Genomic DNA, 19,916 nt, shown 5'->3' on the forward strand with positions numbered 1-19,916 from the left:
TAATGAAAAAATAGTGTTCTCGGAATGTTGCGCAACCTCATTCTTTATTCGCTGACACATTGTTATGCAATTATTTGCAGCATTGCCATTACGGCTGGGGATTATTTTGTTTTTGCCAGGCGCAGGGTGAGACCGTGGCGATGGGGGAGGCGGTTGCGGCTTGCGGCGTGCCGGGCTCCTGAACCTGTTTCGCCAGTTGGGCGAGCGGCTCTGGCTCGTGGGAGTGAATGACGTTCGGCACAGGAGCTATCATTGTGCTGTGCAACGATGCTGGAGCCTGGGATCGGACGGTATTACGTGAGTGTGGCGCTTTATCTTGGATGTTCTTTGCAACAGCCTGCTCACCATTAACAGGGTTGTGAAGGGCGTGGAGCGAGAAGACGGGGCGGACAAACGCGCGTGGCGGCGGTTTTTTCGACACTTAACTCATTGAACAACGGATAAGTGTTGCGTGCTGGTCGCGGGAAGGTATAATTCACCCGTTTTCCGCATACTACTTCAGTGCCGAAGTGGCGAAATCGGTAGACGCAGTTGATTCAAAATCAACCGTAGAGATACGTGCCGGTTCGAGTCCGGCCTTCGGCACCATCGGAACATCAATAGACGTCAACGGACGTCTTTTTTTGTGCCTGAAATCCAGTATCCGCAAGGCTTCCCTCGCTTTTTCACTCAACCTAAGTCAACCTGATTCAATCTACATCAACTTACTGATGCGGGTACAACTGCGGGTATTTCCCGGTTCGATAATGTTTGTACCCACACAGAACCCTTGAAAGGATACTCATCATGGCTCTGAGTGATGTGAAGGTTCGTTCGGCTAAGCCTGAAGCAAAAGCCTATAAACTAACTGACGGTGAAGGCATGGTTTTGCTGGTTCACCCCAACGGCTCAAAATACTGGCGGCTTCGTTATCGTTTTGGCGGCAAAGAGAAGATGCTAGCGTTAGGGAAATACCCCGAAGTATCGTTGGCGGATGCCAGGGCGCGCCGGGATGAAGCCCGTAAGCTGTTAGCTAATGGCGTCGACCCTAGTGAGAATAAGAAAGCTGTTAAGGTAGAACAAGAGCAGGAAGCGATAACGTTTGAAGTGGTTGCCCGAGAATGGCATGCCAGCAATCAGAAGTGGTCCGCATCGCATAGTGCTCGTGTATTGAAAAGTCTTGAGGATAATCTCTTTGCTGCTATCGGCAAACGCAATATTGCTGACCTGAAGACACGAGATCTGCTTGTGTCCATTAAGGCGGTGGAATCATCCGGACGACTCGAAGTCGCCGCCCGCTTACAACAGCGAACTACCGCGATTATGCGCTTTGCTGTTCAGAGCGGCTTAATCGACTATAACCCCGCGCAAGAGATTGCCGGTGCGGTTGCTACGGCAAAAAGACAGCACCGTGCTGCGCTGGAACTTAATCGCATTCCTGAATTGCTTCACCGCATCGATCACTATTCCGGAAGACCATTAACCCGACTTGCTGTCGAACTTACCTTGTTAGTTTTTATCCGCTCAAGCGAGCTGCGTTTTGCCCGCTGGTCAGAAGTCGATTTTGAAACGGCTATGTGGACGATTCCTGGTGAGCGTGAACCGCTGGACGGTGTTAAACATTCACAGCGTGGTTCAAAGATGCGGACACCTCATCTTGTTCCTTTGTCGCGTCAGGCCTTAGCTATTCTGGAAGAGATCAAAAGTATGAATGGGAACCGAGAGCTGATCTTCGTTGGCGATCACGATCCGCGTAAGCCGATGAGCGAGAATACGGTGAACAAGGCTCTGAGAGTGATGGGTTATGATACAAAACGGAAGTATGTGGGCATGGTTTCAGGACAATGGCTTGTAGCTCACTGATTGAATCGGGCTTGTGGTCGAGAGATGCTGTAGAGAGGCAAATGAGCCATCAGGAACGCAGCTCTGTAAGGGCGGCTTATATCCATAAGGCGGAGCATCTGGGAGAGCGTAGGTTGATGTTGCAGTGGTGGGCGGATTATCTGGATGCGAATCGGGAGAAGGGGGTTAGCCCGTTTGATTTTGGGAAAAAGAATGGATAAGAGAGCTGGGGTTCGCGGCGGAGTCAGTGGGAATAAAAATCTAAGGTAGTGACCAAATTTATTTGGCTTTTACAGACCATGAAAGGTTTCAGATTGTTTCGGAATTGTTGGAATGACTCGGGTTTTTTGTTAATGATATTTAATTATTATTGAGGAAAAAAATGGCACGTGAATTGATTCAACAAGAGCTTGCTGAACTTGCAGTGCAATTCGAGCGAGCATCTGCTGGGCTTTTATCAGTAACAAACCAGCTATCTACTTTTGAATTTGAAAAGGGACTATATGGAGTTTTGTTTATAAAGCCAAACAAGCGGCTCTCAAAAATATTCTCAACTGACCGCGAGGTGATCGTGTTGATCACTAATTTTCAAGATCAGCAACAGCGTACGATACAAGCACTAAAGACCCAAATTGTTGAGTCGCAAGGGAGGGTGGAAGGAGCACTTGCAATCGTAGTGCATGCCGATCTGGATGGGAATAGAAAGCTCAAAAACTGGGGGAGAGAACAGAGCTTAGCCATTCTTCCTATTTCCGCCCGAGATGTGATTAGTGACCCTGCAATGTTTGAGCGAGATCTTCTGCAAGACTTTTTCTCAAATGACCCCTTTGATGTTACAGGCCCTGTATCCGATGATGCTAGGTTCTTCGGGCGACGTACTGAGGCTTTGGATATTGCGCGACAACTGAGAAATGGACAGATTCGATCATCGTTAGGAATTCGAAAGATTGGTAAAACCTCTATCTTAAACAGGATTCTTCATGAAGCTAGGGTGCATCAAGATTGTGTATCTATCATGATTGACTGTTCTAAGGACGATATATGGGAGCAAAATGCGGCTCAGCTGCTGAGCTCTATATCGGATTCTGTTACGACAGCGTCTTCGTGTAGTCCGAAATATGCCGAAGTAGTTCGTACTCGAAACTTGAAGATAACGCTTACTGATGCCAGAGCCTCCTTGCTCAAAGTTATTCAAAATACCGATGGAACGGTAATAATGTTCTTTGACGAGGTCGACTACATTACACCAGGTAGCCCAACAGCCAAAGCAGCGTGGACCGCTGATTTCAATCCTTTTTGGCGAAATCTTCGTGCAGTCGTGCAGGAATGTGCACGACTCGATAAAAAACTGTCTCTATTCGTGTGTGGAGTATCGAGTAAATGGTTTAAGGAAGAGTCAATTGGGGGCGTAGAAAATGCTGTTTTAGCATTCATTCCGGACGAATATCTGTCGCCACTTGCCCCTAATGCCAGTGCTGCAATGATTAGGGCTACATCCAAAGTTACAGGGTTGACATTTGATGATGCTACAGCTGAATGGATTGGTAATGCATGCGGAAACATGCCGTATTGGACTCGCAAGGCTTGCTCGTACATTCATCGGCATATTGATATTAGGGATAGACCGTGCTCTGTACAGAAAGAAACTGCGCAGCGATTGGTAAGAGATTTTGTTGAAGTTGAGGGAGCTGCAATTGCAGAAGTAGCTCTAAATCATCTTTTTAGAGTACATCCTGAGGTCTATATTCCAGCCAAACAGGTATTGGAGGGGCAGATTTGTAGTAAGTCAGATATTCTAACGTCTACATTGTTGAGATATGGTGTGTTGCAAGAGAAACTTGGAAAAATTCAACTTGGTAGCATCATGATCGAAGAAGGTTTGAAGTTATACGAGAAAAAGAAAGCCGTCTTGTCAGTACCTACTGTTGAAGCAACTCAGGAGAGTGCTCAGAATCTATTTTTTACCCTAGATGAGTGGGCTGATGAGTTAGCGCTTATTAATGCTAGCCGAAATAAGCTAGAAAAAAGATTGCGCGGGCTCTCGCTGAATTTTATAAAATTTTCTTGCCTCCAAGATAAGTCAAAAGGAGCCCCTTCAGCTCGTATACAAAAATGTATTGAAAGACATCGTGTTGATAAGCTAAAGCATCTTCCGGCTGATGACTTGATTGAGAAACTTCTTTGGTCAGAGCTCATACGATTAATAGAAAAAGAATGGGATCTTTTTTCTTCTATTTTTAATGATCTTCGCTTATTAAAAGAGCATGCGGAATTAGTAAATGATCGTCCTGATACTCATGCGAAAGATGCTGATGGAGCAGATATAGCCCACTATAGAAGATCGCTTCGTTGGCTTGAAGATGCTGTTCAGCGTGCAAGTGCTTAATAATTCTTTTTATCAGTAGGATTTACATCAGTACCGGTTCTGAGCTGAAGTGGGCCTTAACCGGTCAATGCCTGACACGAAGAAACTTTATTCCCAACGGAATTCCATAGTTGTAAAATTTTTTTCTTAGTTTTTGTTGTCCACTTCAAGTGCATTTGGGCTAAGAAAAATTTAATTCAGATGTAATCTGACAGGTACTTGTATAAATAACCGGTAACTGTCAGATCAGGTCTAAGCTATTACATGTGATTCAATTTGTTGTAGCGTTGCTGATAATGGAAGGTTGCGTGATGCATCGCCTTTATTTGCCAAAAGTGCAGCTATTGGAAGATATAATTATCATTGATGTCCTTTTTAGGATAATCAGAAATCCTGAAGCGTCTTTTGACAAAAAATACAGATTTGGTAGGGATGGAATAGTTATTCTGGTAGAACGAAATACAATAAACTCAAAAATACACCAATGCTAAAAATATGACGAAAAAGAGAATTTCTTACCAATTCATCCAGGCACGTTCCACCCCATGAGCCATTTCCCCAGCCTAATTGAAATAATGTGGACCATGAAATTAAAATAAAACCTAAAGCGCTGGCGCTATTTTTCCATGATAGATGGGGTGTTATTTTTAATTCTCCCGTATAAAAACCAATGCCTGCTATTAAAATAATAATGCTAAAAATATAGATTGTTGTCTTGAGTAACAAAGTTCGTAATTCTTTTAGCCTCTGGGGATGAGAGTAGGTATGATTTTTTGGATCAAGACTGTAATTTCCTTGTTCGAGCTTCCGTTGATACTCTTCTTTCTCAAGCTCAAATGCCATTGAGTTTTCGGCTGCGGATAATACAAATCGGTTGGTGTTAGTGATCAAATACCACATGCCTTTATAAACATTCTGCTTTTTAGGGAACTCGTTTCCTAGATTCATTTTTTATCTTTTTTTATGTTAAACCATCCTTAGACGGCATTATACCGCCTAAGGATGGTTCTCGTCATTATTCCAAAATAGCTATTATACAGATAAACTATTAGTCATCATAAAATCAGCCATTAGTCCAGAAATTGAACGACTTAACTCAATTTCATCATGGGGGATAAGGGCATATTGCCACGATTTCCCATTAAGTTTATCAGCATTTTGATTTGCAAATTCGCACCAACGGATAGCCGCTCGCGTTTTGGCCTGAACTTCTGGCGTGTCGATTTCTGTCGCTTTTTTCGGTTCAATCAGGCAATAGCCATTGTTCATTTCGACAACGAAATCAGGTTCATAATTTCTACCATTAGCATATTCGATACGGAATTGACCTGAGCGAGGTTTCATCCAACGAATCACTGAGGGGTCATTCTCCAATATTTGAGCTAGGCGGAGCTCCCCATCTACAGAGTCAAATTTCTGATAAGGGTAACAGCATTTAGTAAAACCAGTGAAAATCATCTGGCGGACTTTATTTTTTTCTCCTGCGGGAACTGCAACACGGAAATCTCTCGGTTTTTCATTTCCGGCAAAATTGAATGTCGCTGGATGTATTACATCAAAGCCCTGAGTTATACGCCCGGTATAGCCCGTTGGCGTTGTCCACATATTTTGTTTAATTTGCACCCATATAAATTCAGCCAGCTGCCGACCCGCATTTTTCAGAACGGATTCTGCATCTTCCGGCGGCTGATAACTGCACAAATGGTTCACCATCTGTCCGGCCAGTTTGTAGAGCATGTCGGCATGTTCGTCGTAATCAATTTCATCATGGTCGAGCAGATAACGAATCAGATAGTTTTCGAGCCGTTCTTCCGCTTCTCCACCTTCCTGCCAACTGATTGTCCGCTGGTCGTTATTCTCCAGATGCGTGAGTAAGAGCTCTTTACTGCCGGGTTTGAGCGCAATGCGATCCAACCCGGAAAGGTTGAAATCATTAAACCCGTAATTGACTTCACGTTCTGGCAAAACCACGATTCGAGGAATATCGATAGTATATTCCATCAGTTTTTCGGTGATCGTCCCGACCAACTCCTGAACTTCCGTATCCTCCATTGAAAGGAAACTTGGCTGTTCAACTTGCTCTTCAATCATTTCCGTCAAATCGAGTTGATCCGAAGACGATGAGATTTGATGTTGAGTCACTTCCCATTCACGCAAGGCTTGTTGTACCCGTCGAGTTACGTTTGCTTTCACCTCTGGCGTGCTGAGTTGCTGACTGCTGGTTAACCGTTTAGCTTCTTCTGACACCACTTTAAACGTGAGTTCTGCGACTTTACGTTCAGTTTCCGTATTGAGTACCGGTTTTGATATGGAGTTTGACTGATATATCGCTTGAGGTTCACAAGCCTGCAACCCATTATTATCAATGACTTGATTTCCCAACAGGAATTCAGCCATTGATGGTACGATAATTTGCTGGGGTTTTACTTCTGGAATACCGTTTTCATCATCATCCAGCCCGATATACAGAACTTTCTTGATAATCGAGTCATCGTTATTGGCACGATCAATAATCTCCTGAAAACGGTCATGGGCAATAATCGTCAGGCGATCGACGGCTTCGACGCCGGTTCTTTTGCCGTAGGGAAGGCGCAGTCCTCGGCCTATGGTTTGCTCAGTCAGGATTTCAGAGGCAGAAGCACGTAATGGAACGATAGTGTACAGATTTGTAACGTCCCATCCCTCTTTTAACTTATTGACATGAATGACGATTTCGGTGTCTTTGTCATGCTCAACGGCCAAAAGCCGCTGCATAGTTTCTTCTGACTCTTCGCCTGACTGGTTAGAGTGAACGGTTATTACTTTGCCTTTGTAAGCGCCATTGAAGAAATCGTCGTGTTCAATGCGTACTTTTAGCCTGTCTGCATGATCGGTATCCTGCGCAACGACTAGCATAAAAGGTTTGACCAGTTTGTTACCGGTGTTGTTGGCGAAGCTGGTTAGTTCCGTTTTCACGTATTCATGATGGTGGATTCCGTCTTCCAGCTTTATTTTTTCCAACTGCTCTTCAGAGTAGTTGGCAGCACGGAAGTCTTTGCGCGTGGCAACAGCTGGAATTTTGACGTATCCGTCTTTTAGTGCACGCGAAAGGGGATAGTGATAAATAATATTTTTAAAATCACGTGGGTTTGCACCTACGGTTTTCGGTGTGGCGGTTAATTCAATACCCAATACTGGATTAAGATCGTTAAGCGCTTGTGCGCCCGCACTAGCGTAGTAACGGTGGGCTTCATCCATCAAAACAACTAAATCTGGCAGGTTTGCAAGATAGCTAAAATAAGATTCCCCGACGTATTCCTGAATACGTCGAATTTTAGCGACCTTGGATTTAGCAGCACCTTTGGCATTTTCCAGTGCGTTGATTTTGGAAATATTGAAGATATTAATGTGCGGAGCGGTTTCGCTGCCAAAAAGATCACCCGTTTTGCTTTCGGCAATCGCATAATCCAGACGAACGCCCCGTCCTTCTTGATAGTCATCACCAGTGATTAGAACCGGCGGTGTTTGTGCCAGTTCAGGGATGCCCTGAAAAACATACTTTGGCGAACCGGGTAAAAAATCCATCTTAAGTTTTTCATAGATGGTTAAGTTCGGAGCTAGTACGAAAAAGTGGCGACTACGTCCGGTTAAGTATAGCCAGGCAATCATCGCTCCCATTAAGCGAGTTTTACCTACACCCGTAGCCAGTGCAAAGCATAGTGAAGGGAAGGCACGTTCAAACCCTTTTACAGTGGGATACTGTTGACGTAGCAATTCAATCCAACGATTAAGATCGGGATCTTTGCTGAGACCGAACTGTTCGAGCACGTCACATAAGATTCGCAATGATTCATCCTGTGGATCGCGCAGTGACAGTCGTGCACTAATCCGATTGGCAATTTTTATGGCGTTGCTTTGGCTCATAATTATTCTTCGCCTTCAGTATCTTCGTCGTAGTCAATATCGTCAGGTTGTTCTGAATCAGAGAGTACATTTAGCGTAAAGCTATAGTCGTCCTGATCCCACTCGCATTTACTCAGAATGGCGCGAGGAATTTTTACCAGTGTCAGATTAAGAAAATCGGCACCCTCAGTCATAAAGGCCTTGCAGCAGATCAGCAATGTGCGTTCAGTGCCTACTTCTTCACTTATGATTTTGAGTTGTTCATAAGCCAAAGATCCGGTAGTGACATAGATGTAATCAGTTTCGGTGCTGTAACCATGATTCCAGTATTGAGTCTGACTTGGCGCATAGGTGAAATTCATATGCTTACACATGGCTTCTGCCAGCATTTCAGCGTTGTATTCTTTGTTGATCACCCAATTGCCCCAACGATCCTTTTTCAGGAGCGAGGGGGCCAAGCGCAAATAGTGGAAGCCACCACCACCCTGCCAGTTTACGGCCTTGGAAACACCATCCTGGTCAACACCTGTAACCACCCGTTTTAGACGAGGTTGCACATGGGTGTATGCTTGATCCCCTAATTCAATGGTGATCCAGCGGCGTTTCATCTTGTGTGCAACGGCAGCTGTGGTTCCAGAGCCCGCGAAAGAATCTAATACGATATCATTTGGGTTTGTACATAAGTCCAAAACTCTCTTTATTAAGGATTCTGGCTTTTTCCCTTTGGGAAACTTAATGCCACCTTCTTTATGAAGATTATTTGACAAAACATCTGACCACAAATTTGTTAGTGGTTCACCTGCCACTATTACGCCATCAATCTCTTTGAGTTTGTTTCTATAAAATAGCCAGCGTTGACCATTTTTGAAGTACATATCCTCATAGCCGTCTCGTTGAAGATGAATCACAATATCTGGATTCTCTTTTGATAAATCGATAGCGTTTCTTACATTTTGCCCAACTGAATTGTAATCAGGGCGTGCAGGCTGAACCACTCTGTGTGAATTATCAATAACGAAGTCATTCAATAACTCTTCAAATTTACTTCCCAATTTTTTCTTTAATTCTTTAGCCTGAGTGCCATGATAAGCTGCAAATGCTTCATTTAAAGGAATTAGTTTCCATCCCTCATAATGTTCATCAATGTTATCAATGAATTGAGAGTATCGACTATCTCGTTCTCTAGGGGTAAATAATCTATGCGGTTTCCAATGTTGTTTATTTTTTGCATAGACTATTAAGTAGTTAGTTGTTGTGACCAACCCTGGATTTATTGATTTATGACCAGTGGCAGAACCTTGTTTGAAGGTTACGATATTTACTCGATTTTGTCGGCCAAATATTTCGTCTAAGAGAACGATTAAATAACCAAGCTCGTTATCATCAATGTGCACGAAAAAAGTACCATCAATAGATAATAATCTTTGGATGATTTCAATACGATCTCGAATAAGCGTTAGCCACTGAGAATGCTCCAGACCATCGTCATAGTTTTCGAAGGCCTCTCCGGTATTAAATGGCGGATCAATATATGCACATTTCACCTTCCCTGCATACTTTTGTTCAAGAGCCTTCAGCGCCAGCAGGTTATCACCATGAATTAGCAGATTTTCACTATCCACATCACCATAAGACAATGCCTTATCTTCAAGCAGAATACGCGGTTCCAGACGAGGGCGCTTATGTTTACCAATCCAGTTAAGTTCTAATTTTTGCTTAGTTGACATAATCTATTTTTATCCAATACGTGCTCGCGCGCGTTCCTGTTCACGGATCTGCGCCTGAATTTGTGTATAAAGCTGTGCATGTTCATTATCGCGATCGGTCGCGGTCACTACCAGTGCGTAAGGTTCCTGCTCGCTGCTGAATGCTTCGCCCCAATCTCTGTCTTGACGGGTTACAACGATAAACCATTTTTCATCTGGGTGACGCTGGCGGAAAGTCCAAACCGAAGATTGTACCGTACCGCGTTCCCGCTGTTGGGCTGATACAACACGGTTAGTTTGGGCATCATCGGAGCGGGTTTCCGTTTCACTCTGTGTCTGGTGATTAAAACTGGCCTGTACTTCGTCAAGAGAGCGGCCTTTAACCAGCCGGAAACTGATCCTTGTGGCGGTATAATCCATCCGGGTTGTACGTACAGCAGGTGAGTAAGCCAGTGTCACGCGGATTTCACGGGTTGATCGCTGCGATCTTAAAAAAGAAGCCGGGAAGGGCAGTTCAAAAAACTGATGGGCGTTATTTTCTATCTGCTCTTCACATCGCATGACCACCACATATTCTGAAGAGCGGTATAAAGCATCTTCATCGATGATGCCGTAACCCGTTACCTCACGTTCTATCTCGCGGTTTCTCGTTGTAGGTGCGTTTTTATAACTTTCTCGCATCGCCTGCGGGAAAGCCTGCGTCATCGCCTGAGGGACAGATGCATGATTAACCAGCATTGCCCGTAACATACTGGCGGACATATCCGGGTATTCGTTTAACAGGCGTCCTGCCAGATGCGTAATATACGGTGCGGCGAAGCTGGTACCGCTGAGCTCCTTAAACAAGGTAGCGCCCTGAAACTGGTGATGGCAACTTAATACACCCAAACCACGCATATGCGCCTGCCATTGCCCTTGCCGCACATTGGAAGCGACACTGCCACCGTGTGCCATAACGTCGGGTTTAAATGCCCCTTTTATTGATGGACCATGTCGGGTAAACGGTGAAGGTTGATTTTCTGTTGCCGGGCAGAGATGCTGAATATCCTCAGGTCTTCGTTGTGCATCGTGCGTTGCGTTATGCCTGGCGATGCTGCCCACTGTCAGTACATTGAGTGCAGGAGCTGGATCGATGATAACGCTTGCCTCATGAAGTAGGTAATCAGGATACTCATCCCGCCAGCTATTTTGCGGCACAGGTGGTTCATCACTACCTGCAAAATTCCCTGCAGAAACGACAAAGAGTACATTGTACTGTCTTGACAACGTATCTAATAAATACGCTATACCGCGGATATGTTTGCCGTCGTAGGGAGCATTAGCGTTTCCCAATGACAGGTTGAAAATGCGGCAGCCGAGATCGGTAAAATATGCAACAGCAGCTGCAAGCGTAGCTTCAATAGTTTCGGCATTAAATTCAGCCTGCTCGTTCAGGACTTTTCCATTATACAGCCATAGTTGAGGCTGCCAGAAATTGCTCTGGTTACAAGCCTCAACATCACCATACAGCGCAATACTGGCAACGGCAGTGCCATGCCCCTGTTCATCAAACGCATCTTGATCGGGAATAAAGCTGGCGCTTTCAGCAATGGCAGCGCTTAACAAAGGATGGTTGGTATTAATACCACTATCCAGAATACATATCCTGGTCGCATTTTCCGCTGGCGAGCTCAGGCGAGCTGGAAGTGTATTGATTTCCCGGTTAATTTGTTGATAGCTAATGCCACTAGACGGTGGCAAATCAATAAACCTAACGTCCCGATGAGCTAATAGGTGTTCCGCTTGCGCGAGTGAAACCTCGACCCGGTACATTAACAGGCTGTCCAGATTGACTTTATCCTGCCTGGAAATATCCTGCTCCTGTAACCAGTGCTCAAAACGGGTATACAGATCGATACGTTTGGGATGATGCGCAACTTCGATAGGCCAGAGCTCCACATCCAGTTTAAAGCGTTCCGCTACAGGAAAACCATAACGCCGAAGAGCCCAGCTTTTGCGATCTTCCGCCGACCAGCCCTCAATACCGTCAAGCGCCTCCAGGATCTGTTTGTAGGTTAGTTCTGTATTACGTAGACCGAGGGATGACAGATGTTTTGCAAATGTAGCCAGCCCTTGCTCGTCACTAAAGACTACGCAAACTTGTTTATTTTCCTGACTAACAAACTCTACGCCATGATGTATCAATGCCGAAAAATTCATCGTGCCGCTGTAGTTCAGCTTGAGTATATATCGACCATCAGCGGCGCTGCCTGGTACCTGTGTCAGCATCGGGCGCAGAGTCTGGAGCTGGTTCAATAACATTTGCCCATGCTGACGTAAATCGCCTCTGCGAATACGAGGCATATTGACTCTGCGGGTCCGTCGGTCATTCTGAAGAGGGGCTTTGGAAATATTTAGATGCTGATAATTCGCCGTCATGGCAGTCCCTTATCGGTGAGTTCTGGCGTTCTCTCGCTGCATCGCGTTTTTTAAATCTTTCAGCGTCAGGAATTCCTGATGACGCAGGATCATGTGTTTAGTGGCTCGGCGAACGATGCGTTCGATATCTGCACCACTTTTGCCATGAAGCAAGGATAACAACTCATTATCGTCCAGTTCAAACTGTCGGCGAATGCCGCGTAGCTTTAACGCCAGCAACTCGCGTAACTGTGTCTGATCTGGCAGAGGAAATTCAATCACTTCATCGAAACGACGCCAAATGGCGCTGTCCAAAATATGTTCATGGTTGGTGGCCGCCAGAATTAGACTTTTGCCCTGATAAGCATCCATCATTTGCAGTACAGCATTGACGACCCTGCGTAATTCGCCGTGTTCTCCGCTGTCGCCGCGTTCTTTACCTATTGCATCAAATTCATCGAACAAGACCACCAGCGGATGTTGGGCAATAAAATCAAAAATTTTACGCAGATTGGCGGCTGTTTCACCCAGAAATGAGGATACCAGTACATCAAGGCGGACAATTGCCAGCGGCATGTCCAGCTCAAAGGCAATGACCTCCGCTGCCAGCGTTTTACCGCAGCCTGGTGGCCCGAAAAACATGATTTTACTGGCTGCTTTCATCCCATAGCTATGCAATACATCGCTACGCCGGTGCTCTTCAAGGAGCTCATCGATCACTGTAGCACTGGTAGCTGGAAGGATCATTTCATCGAGGCTGCGCTGCGGCTGCCGTAGATCCAACAGTGGCAGCCCCCTTTCTTTGTCTACCGGTGCCGGAGGCAACGTAGTTGAACGCGAAGCCTGAACAATGTGATCGCCATAAAGAATATGCTCCAGATCGTTAGCCAGAAGATGGTGCTGTTTCTGACGTTCCTCATCAATAATGGCTTCTGAAACGCGACGGAACGTAGCAGTGTCGCCAGTCGCGCCCGCTTTTATCAACTGTCTTAATACTTTACCGTTAGCCATTATTGACTCCTGAAACAACAACACTTCATGCGGAAGGTGAATTCAATGCCCAGCTCACCGCAAATAATTGGCTGGACGTTATCTCTGTCGCCAGCTTTTGTTCAACCTCTTCCAGCAGGCGGTCTTCTTCCTGCTCAATTTTTTTCTTTTCATCATGATACTGCAACATGATGTTGTCCCGCTCGCGTTCTAGTGCCTTTAGCGAGCGTTTAGCTTCCATCTTCTCTTTCAGCGAAGGAAGTTGGCGGGCGGTTTTACGCGCTTCTTTAATTTCTGCATCTAACTGTTTGATGCGTAGATCCAGCGCGATGCGACGATCTTCTGACCAGCGTTCAAGTTTTTCTACTTCTTCATTGTAATAAAGTTCGTTATCACGTTCGACCTGCTGGATAAAAGAATTCCGTAAAACCTCACATTGTGCGGTTAAAGTGGGTAACACAGGCTGTTCTTCGATTGATGTTACCTCTGACAACGGTAAGCGAAGCAGACGGGATGCGGTTTCTTCCGCCACTACCTCACCATTTTCCGTTACGGCAGCGACAAGTAGCTGCTCTCGTTGTTGTTCTTGATTTCCGATACTGACTTTTGCTAGTAACAACTGCCCTGATTGTTGGCAAAGCAATTTTACATCAGCCAATTGTCCTGCCTTGGGTTGGTAGATGAAATGGAGTTTCTGACAAACTGGCAATGTGGAAAGGTCTTTTCCCTCATGTAGGGCCTCATCAATCAGTTGCTTTCCGTATCCCTGATTAGGTCGGAAAAATTCTGCATCCTTTTCATCCGCAACAGGCCAGCTAACGTCATAATACTTTCCCGAGGAACGAAAACCAGTTTCAGAGTGCTGGAAATCGCTATTGTCACTTAGAAACATTTCCGCTAGCAGCAGCAGATTTTCCTGATAAACGTTTAACTGTGCGAGGGTCGTTGTGCGTCGAGTTTTTAAATTTCGGACGACATCTACATCGAAATGTTCAAATAATGAACGCCGGGTTTCATTTTCCCGGTTTTCCAGCTGCTCTTTGAGTTCATCCTGGAGCTGATTAAACTCCTGTTCTATTTGCTCGTCGGAGCGGCAGTGCTGGTAAATCTCATGGATACGCCGTTCAATATCAACGCCCGACTCTATCGATCCCAGAATATCATCGGATGCACCAAACACGCCTTCAAAAAGCTGGAACTTCTGGCTCAATAGTTCAAAGACACGCTGATCGGCCCGGTTGCCTTTATTAATGAAATTGACCACTACAACATCGTGCTTTTGTCCGTAACGGTGAACACGCCCGATACGTTGCTCAACCCGCTGCGGGTTCCAAGGTAAGTCATAATTGATTAACAAAGAGCAGAACTGAAGGTTGATACCTTCTGCACCGGCCTCGGTACATATCATCAGAGTGCCTTCGTCCCTAAATTTTTCGACCAGCGCCGCCTTCATGTCCGCCGTACGCGAACCGGAAACTCGGCCAGAGTTTTGATGCTTCTCCAACCAGTCACTATAAATCTTGCGAGACGCCGCATCGCTGTTACTGCCGTTGAGCAACACGACTTCGCCTTCATACCCATTGTCTGAAAGCAGTTGCGCTAGCCAGGTTTGGGTGCGCACGGACTCGGTAAAAATGACCGCTTTACGCAATCCACCCAGTTCTACTGTGAATTTGAAAGCCCGACTAAGAACGCTTAACAATGCCTCCGCCTTGGCGTTTTTAGTTATAGATGCCGCTAGCGTTTTATAACTTTTTAACTGATCGATTTCTGCCTGTAGAGCCCGAGGATCGATGGTATCTTCATCCTCGATACCTTCTTCATCACTGTAATCATCATAATTTTCATAATCAGTCAGGGCATCTAAGACCGGCATTTTATTTTCTAGACGATGAATCATAGTCTCCAGCGTTCCCTGAATCGCAGTGGACGATGAGGCCAGAATTTTGCGAATGACTAATGTTACTAGATGACGTGCACCACTTTTGATTGCCAGTAGATCGTCTTGCTGCAAATAAGAGGAAACCTGTTTATAGAGAGCTTCTTCTTCATCCGTCGGGCGAAAATCTTCGGTTATTGAATGACGGCGGGTAAAACTGATACCACCTTCCTGCTGAACCTGTCGGCGAAGCGTACGGTTACAGATCTTATTCAGACGTACCCTTAATAACGCTAATTCTGCATCGTCAATATTCTGCCGAGAATAACGGGCCTTAAACGAAGCCAAATCGCCGAAGAAATGTGGGTCAATAACGGAAACCAGACCATAAAGCTCAAGGATACTATTTTGAAGCGGCGTAGCGGAGAGCAGAATTTTTTTCCTGCCAGATAGTGCACTACTGAGTTTTTTGGCCGTTTTAGCGCCATCGCTCTTGTAGATATTTCGCAGTTTATGGGCTTCATCCATGACGACCAGATCCCATGGGATACGGGCCAATTCATGTTCTTTACGGGAAGCGAATTCGTATGAACAAATACATATCGCAGCCTCCCCAGTTGCGTTTTCAATGTCAAATGGATTACCACATCCCTCTTTGATCATTTGATTGAAGCTTTTTGCTTCGATAATCCGCGAAGGTAATGAAAATTTCTCTTCAAGTTCCTGACTCCACTGCTTACGCAGCGTGGCTGGAGCAATAAGCAATAATTTCCGGCGTCGTTCTGCCCACTTTTGCGCCAAAATCAGGCTGGCTTCAATGGTTTTCCCCAGCCCGACCTCATCGGCTAGGATAACGCCACTAGATAAAGGAGACGCTAGTGCAAACATCGCTGCTTCTACCTGATGGGGGTTCATATCAACCCGCGCGCTGGCGATGGTCTGTGTAAGTGAGTCCTCGGCTTTGCCGCTTAACGTTAACCACTGTGCCAGATAGAGACGCTGATGATTTGAATACATTTTTATACCATTCAGATAGGACGGGATAAGATAGATATCTTATTTTACTTTCACGAGTACAAGAGTTCTAGCTATTGCGTTGTTCCTGCTGTGAGCCTGCGTGCAGAATTAGACCACATCAACATTGTGTGCAGTTCCAGACACTGACTTCTGTACTGGCGGCATGCCCAACGTTGATGTAATGATCCCGTTGGTGGTGATAAAGTATTTCTATATTTTCATCATGCTGCATCTGTTGGTTGGCTGAAGTCTCCGGTGCTACAGGTCAGACAATAGCGTTCACCATAGTAATCGATCGCACATTGTGAGCAGTGCCAATCGGCTTTACTGGCCCTGGGAGCGGCATTGCAGTGGATGAGTTGCAGGCGTCTAACAAGGTGCATTTCACCCGCATCCGGATTGGCATAGGGACAATGCTGTCGACCATTGCTGGTGAGACCCGTTTCGGTGTGTTCGAACCACGGGCGTTCGGTGTCGTATTCAGGATGGTATTGCATTGTGCTGTTGCACAGATGGCAGGTATAGCGATCGTAAGGCGCTGTCTGCGCAGTACGAGCTCCGGTCAGGCGATCGTTACCGTCGAGAGCAATAAAGGATTTAGCAAACATAGTCATGTTCCTGCAGGCAGGTGTAAGCCGTCCTTGAAGGGCAAACAGACGCCATGCGATTGAATGGATTAAGGGGATTGAAAGGGGAACTGCGGAGTGGTTGTCACACTATGAATTGCTGACGTAAAAAACAGACTGACTCAGAAGCCAGTCTTGCGTGGTCGTCCGGTTGCTGGTCGCTCAGGGACCTCATTGCAACCAAACAACGGCAGCCCCTGCTTTTGTTGAACTTTGGCCATATACGCCAGCACCTGCCGGATATTGGCGATACTGCCCGGATCGCTGTAACGCACCGGAATATTGATATTGGCCGTGTAATGCTCTTTAAACTCACATCGGTGATACCAGCCTTCCCGCTCAGTGATATCACTCCAGTGCAAACCTGCTTGTTGAGCCCAGGGATATGTGTTCTGGGTTTTACAGCCATCCAGCCAGAAGACAACGTGAGCGTGGTAGTGGTGATCTTCAGTCCATTCGATAACCCAAAAGAAACCGACCACCTCTTCGAGTTGCATCATATGGTTCATCAGCTTTCGGATATCCCATTCGAGCTGCTGGTGATCCTGCAGGAAATACTTAGCGGTATGATCCTGGTAAAACAGATCTGTTCGGAATGCCCGCAGGCAGGAATAGCGCTCTACCAGTTTGTCGATATGGTTGTTCAGGAGTGACTGTAGAAACCAGTCTGGCTCCCATCGTTGTTTGTTTTGCATAGGATGAGTTTCTTTAGTGCTGGCGAGGGCCAGTCAATGGAATGCACCTGGCCTTCAGGAAGAGCCATGGCTGGGGAAATGCATGGATTAAGAGGATGGTTGTAAAAAGGGAGTGCCTATTAATTATATTAATTAACCTAAATTAATTTTCACTCCCCAATAACCCTCAAATCCCTTGCAGGACTATGGATGAAGCCTAACGCAGTGGTTCAGCTGTCGTTCGCCACGCAAAGCAGACGTACTCGTCCATCAGGCTGGTCAGCGCAGGGTTTTCCGCCTGCCGGTTATTGATCCAGATATCCATCTCTTTGTCTTTTTTGAACCTGAGGTTGTCGGTCCAGTCATCAAGGCAATTACCCAGCATCAAATCGTACCAGCAAAGCCAGACCAGCTTCAGACGCAGCTCGCTACCGCTGAACTGGCGGAACAAACTGATGAGCTTATTTGCCAGAGGGCGTTGTTTTAAACGCACGCACTCAGACAGCAAAATCCCCTCCAGCATGGGATGGTGAGCCAGCAGATGCTCCTGGGTAAATAAACTGACGATCAGGTCATCATTAACAGTCAGTGGGGCTGCTGCTCTGCCATAAATAATCCGGTGCAGACACTGGGGAACAACAGCAATAACCTCTTCCTCTCCCGGAAACTTAAGGCTACCAACCGTCAGGGTATGGTGATGATATATATTCTGGTGGCACATACCCGATCTGACCGTCAGCTTCGTAAAATCGGTCAGCCAGGTCTGGTAACATTTATAAAGTTCTTCGTAACGAGGCTTGTAATCTTTCATGTTCATATTCCTTCTGGCTTAAATGACAGACAGCAGAAAACCTCCGGAGCAACCGGATAGTCATTATTATGCTGAGGGTTTAGTCTGGTGGGAGGTTATTTACGGGACTGATCGATTCGTTCCTGTAGCCAGTTTTCGACTTCGCTTTTTAACCATCGGGAGCTTCGGCCCAGCTTGATGGGTTTGGGAAAGACTCCATCCTTAATGAGCTTATAAATCCACTTATCTGTCATTTGCAGCAGACTGGTGATAAATGCCATGTCAACGAACTGGTCTTCGGTCAGTGAGGAGCGGGTAGTCATGATTTGTATCTCCGGTTAAGAAAGGTCAGCCGGATTAGTGATATTTAATTGCGGTCACTGCTCCGGGGCATACCCATGGGGAGATACGTAAAAAAAAGCGGGTTATGTTGACCTCTAGGGGTCAACCGGTTCTGAGATGTATTTCGAAGCGCTCATGTGCATGACTGTCTTACATTCTTCTGTTACCTCATCTGTTGCAGACATCAATCGCTCAGGCAACCGTCATCCTTCCTCTTTTGTCTTCATGGGCTTATAGTCACCTGACTACCTGTCCTTTGAAAAAGCCCTTCTTACTTTCCCGAAGGTCAGTGAGCAGCTTATCCTCTTGTTTTACATCGAAAACCAGCTAATTCCGCATCACTACGCATTACATAAAACATAACATTCACTACACTTTTTATTACGCATATATCGACGCAAAAAGCAACGCATTTGACTACGCATTACACACGCATTAACCTACGTAGTGATACCCACTTTAAAATCAATGAAATGTAATTATGAAAGAACAGCTGACGGACAGAACAGAAAGAGCGTGCCGGTTTTATATCGAATACATGAAGAAAAACATCGAAGGATACCGGGAGCGCACTCCGCTAATCCTCATAACTGATTATAAAAATCAGGAGGTTATGGATATGATCCTGAGAGACCTTAATAATGAATTTAAAAACACTCATGAGTACAATAAGTTCGTACGGGAAATGAAAAATGGATTATTTTCCAGCATCATCCCGGAGACAAATTTTGAATGGATAAAGGACTATAGCTCCGCTTATTTTGCATGGAATATACTTTCAACCATGGGCCCTAAGGAAATTAATCCACTAGAGGTTGATTTTTACCGTGAACGGCCTCCGGTCATTCAGCATAACTTATTGCCTGTTATTCCGGAAACGTATAAGGATGCCCTTTCAGTACTCTACACCTGTTTTGATAGCTGGGATGTCGATTTATTCTTTAAGATCAAAACACTCTCATCATTAAAAAATATCTGGATTCAGCGAAATCGAGAGTTACCAGAACCATTTAAATGGATTGACCTTAAAAACCATAAACAATGTGCATGGGCTTTTAAATATGTTATGGAGCATATCAAACCCGATTACATGCCTTCATTTATGACGGAAATCAGACAACAACAAGTGATTACTTTTCTCACGGCAGTATTGTATTCCTGGCCTGCTCACCCTGACACTCGGCGTCTGATGATTCAACGGATGAAAAAAACATACAACCAGAATTTGTTCCGGGAAAACATTGCTGACAAAAAAGTGATTAACACTTATGTCCAGAAGGACATTAAAGAAAAGCTCGATATGCTGGCAAAGAAAAATGGTCGAAAAATTAACGAAGAGCTGGAAGTTATCATTATGAATGCCTGGCACGATGCCAGATATGCAGAAGATAAATAGCATTCACTCCAAATAATTTCAGATAGATATT

12 protein-coding genes, 1 tRNA gene and 1 pseudogene are annotated in these 19,916 nt (G+C 45.4%); 4 read left to right on the forward strand and 10 right to left on the reverse strand.

Annotation, left to right across the window (positions count from 1 at the left end; all coding sequences use genetic code 11):
- Positions 1-503: 503 nt before the first annotated feature.
- The 3 genes and pseudogenes from J9788_RS15285 (at position 504) to J9788_RS15295 (ending at position 4,207) form a co-directional block, all read left to right on the forward strand.
- Positions 504-588 (forward strand) — tRNA-Leu (locus J9788_RS15285).
- 198 nt (positions 589-786) lie between these two features.
- A pseudogene (locus J9788_RS15290) lies at positions 787-2,042 on the forward strand (tyrosine-type recombinase/integrase).
- Positions 2,043-2,203: 161 nt separating this feature from the next.
- Entirely contained in the window at positions 2,204-4,207 is a 2,004-nt protein-coding gene (locus tag J9788_RS15295) for a hypothetical protein (RefSeq protein WP_182265193.1), read from the forward strand.
- Between the two features lie 420 nt (positions 4,208-4,627).
- Here the strand turns inward: J9788_RS15295 and J9788_RS25115 are convergent, their stop codons facing one another.
- The 10 genes from J9788_RS25115 to J9788_RS15345 form a co-directional block, all read right to left on the reverse strand.
- Positions 4,628-5,134: a hypothetical protein gene (locus tag J9788_RS25115; RefSeq protein ID WP_241427884.1), complete on the reverse strand. Its 507-nt coding sequence runs from the start codon at positions 5,132-5,134 to the stop codon at positions 4,628-4,630.
- A gap of 84 nt (positions 5,135-5,218) precedes the next feature.
- Positions 5,219-8,089: a DEAD/DEAH box helicase family protein gene (locus tag J9788_RS15305; RefSeq protein WP_182265194.1), complete on the reverse strand. Its 2,871-nt coding sequence runs from the start codon at positions 8,087-8,089 to the stop codon at positions 5,219-5,221.
- 2 nt (positions 8,090-8,091) lie between these two features.
- Positions 8,092-9,795: a site-specific DNA-methyltransferase gene (locus J9788_RS15310; protein WP_182265195.1), complete on the reverse strand. Its 1,704-nt coding sequence runs from the start codon at positions 9,793-9,795 to the stop codon at positions 8,092-8,094.
- 9 nt (positions 9,796-9,804) lie between these two features.
- On the reverse strand, positions 9,805-12,192 hold the full coding sequence (locus J9788_RS15315) for a S8 family peptidase (protein ID WP_182265196.1): 2,388 nt from the start codon (positions 12,190-12,192) through the stop codon (positions 9,805-9,807).
- Between the two features lie 9 nt (positions 12,193-12,201).
- The gene (locus J9788_RS15320) at positions 12,202-13,182 is read right to left on the reverse strand and encodes an AAA family ATPase (RefSeq protein ID WP_137048505.1); all 981 of its coding nucleotides are present in this window, start codon (positions 13,180-13,182) and stop codon (positions 12,202-12,204) included.
- 25 nt (positions 13,183-13,207) lie between these two features.
- Entirely contained in the window at positions 13,208-16,057 is a 2,850-nt protein-coding gene (locus J9788_RS15325; RefSeq protein WP_182265197.1) for an SNF2-related protein, read from the reverse strand.
- Positions 16,058-16,278: 221 nt separating this feature from the next.
- Positions 16,279-16,665: a putative zinc ribbon protein gene (locus J9788_RS15330; RefSeq protein ID WP_182265198.1), complete on the reverse strand. Its 387-nt coding sequence runs from the start codon at positions 16,663-16,665 to the stop codon at positions 16,279-16,281.
- 140 nt (positions 16,666-16,805) lie between these two features.
- Positions 16,806-17,378, reverse strand: a complete 573-nt coding sequence (locus J9788_RS15335) for an inovirus-type Gp2 protein (protein WP_182265199.1) — start codon at positions 17,376-17,378, stop codon at positions 16,806-16,808.
- Positions 17,379-17,574: 196 nt separating this feature from the next.
- Positions 17,575-18,168, reverse strand: coding sequence for a hypothetical protein (locus tag J9788_RS15340; protein ID WP_098067411.1), 594 nt, complete (start codon positions 18,166-18,168; stop codon positions 17,575-17,577).
- 95 nt (positions 18,169-18,263) lie between these two features.
- The gene (locus J9788_RS15345; RefSeq protein ID WP_182265200.1) at positions 18,264-18,470 is read right to left on the reverse strand and encodes an AlpA family transcriptional regulator; all 207 of its coding nucleotides are present in this window, start codon (positions 18,468-18,470) and stop codon (positions 18,264-18,266) included.
- Positions 18,471-18,970: 500 nt separating this feature from the next.
- Here J9788_RS15345 and J9788_RS15350 point away from each other — a divergent pair, with 500 nt between their 5' ends.
- Positions 18,971-19,885 (forward strand): hypothetical protein, encoded by a 915-nt coding sequence (locus J9788_RS15350; protein ID WP_224750896.1) that lies wholly within the window; start codon positions 18,971-18,973, stop codon positions 19,883-19,885.
- Positions 19,886-19,916 lie beyond the last annotated feature (31 nt).

Origin of the sequence: Serratia sp. X10, assembly GCF_017811775.1 — a bacterium.
Lineage (GTDB): Bacteria > Pseudomonadota > Gammaproteobacteria > Enterobacterales > Enterobacteriaceae > Serratia > Serratia ureilytica.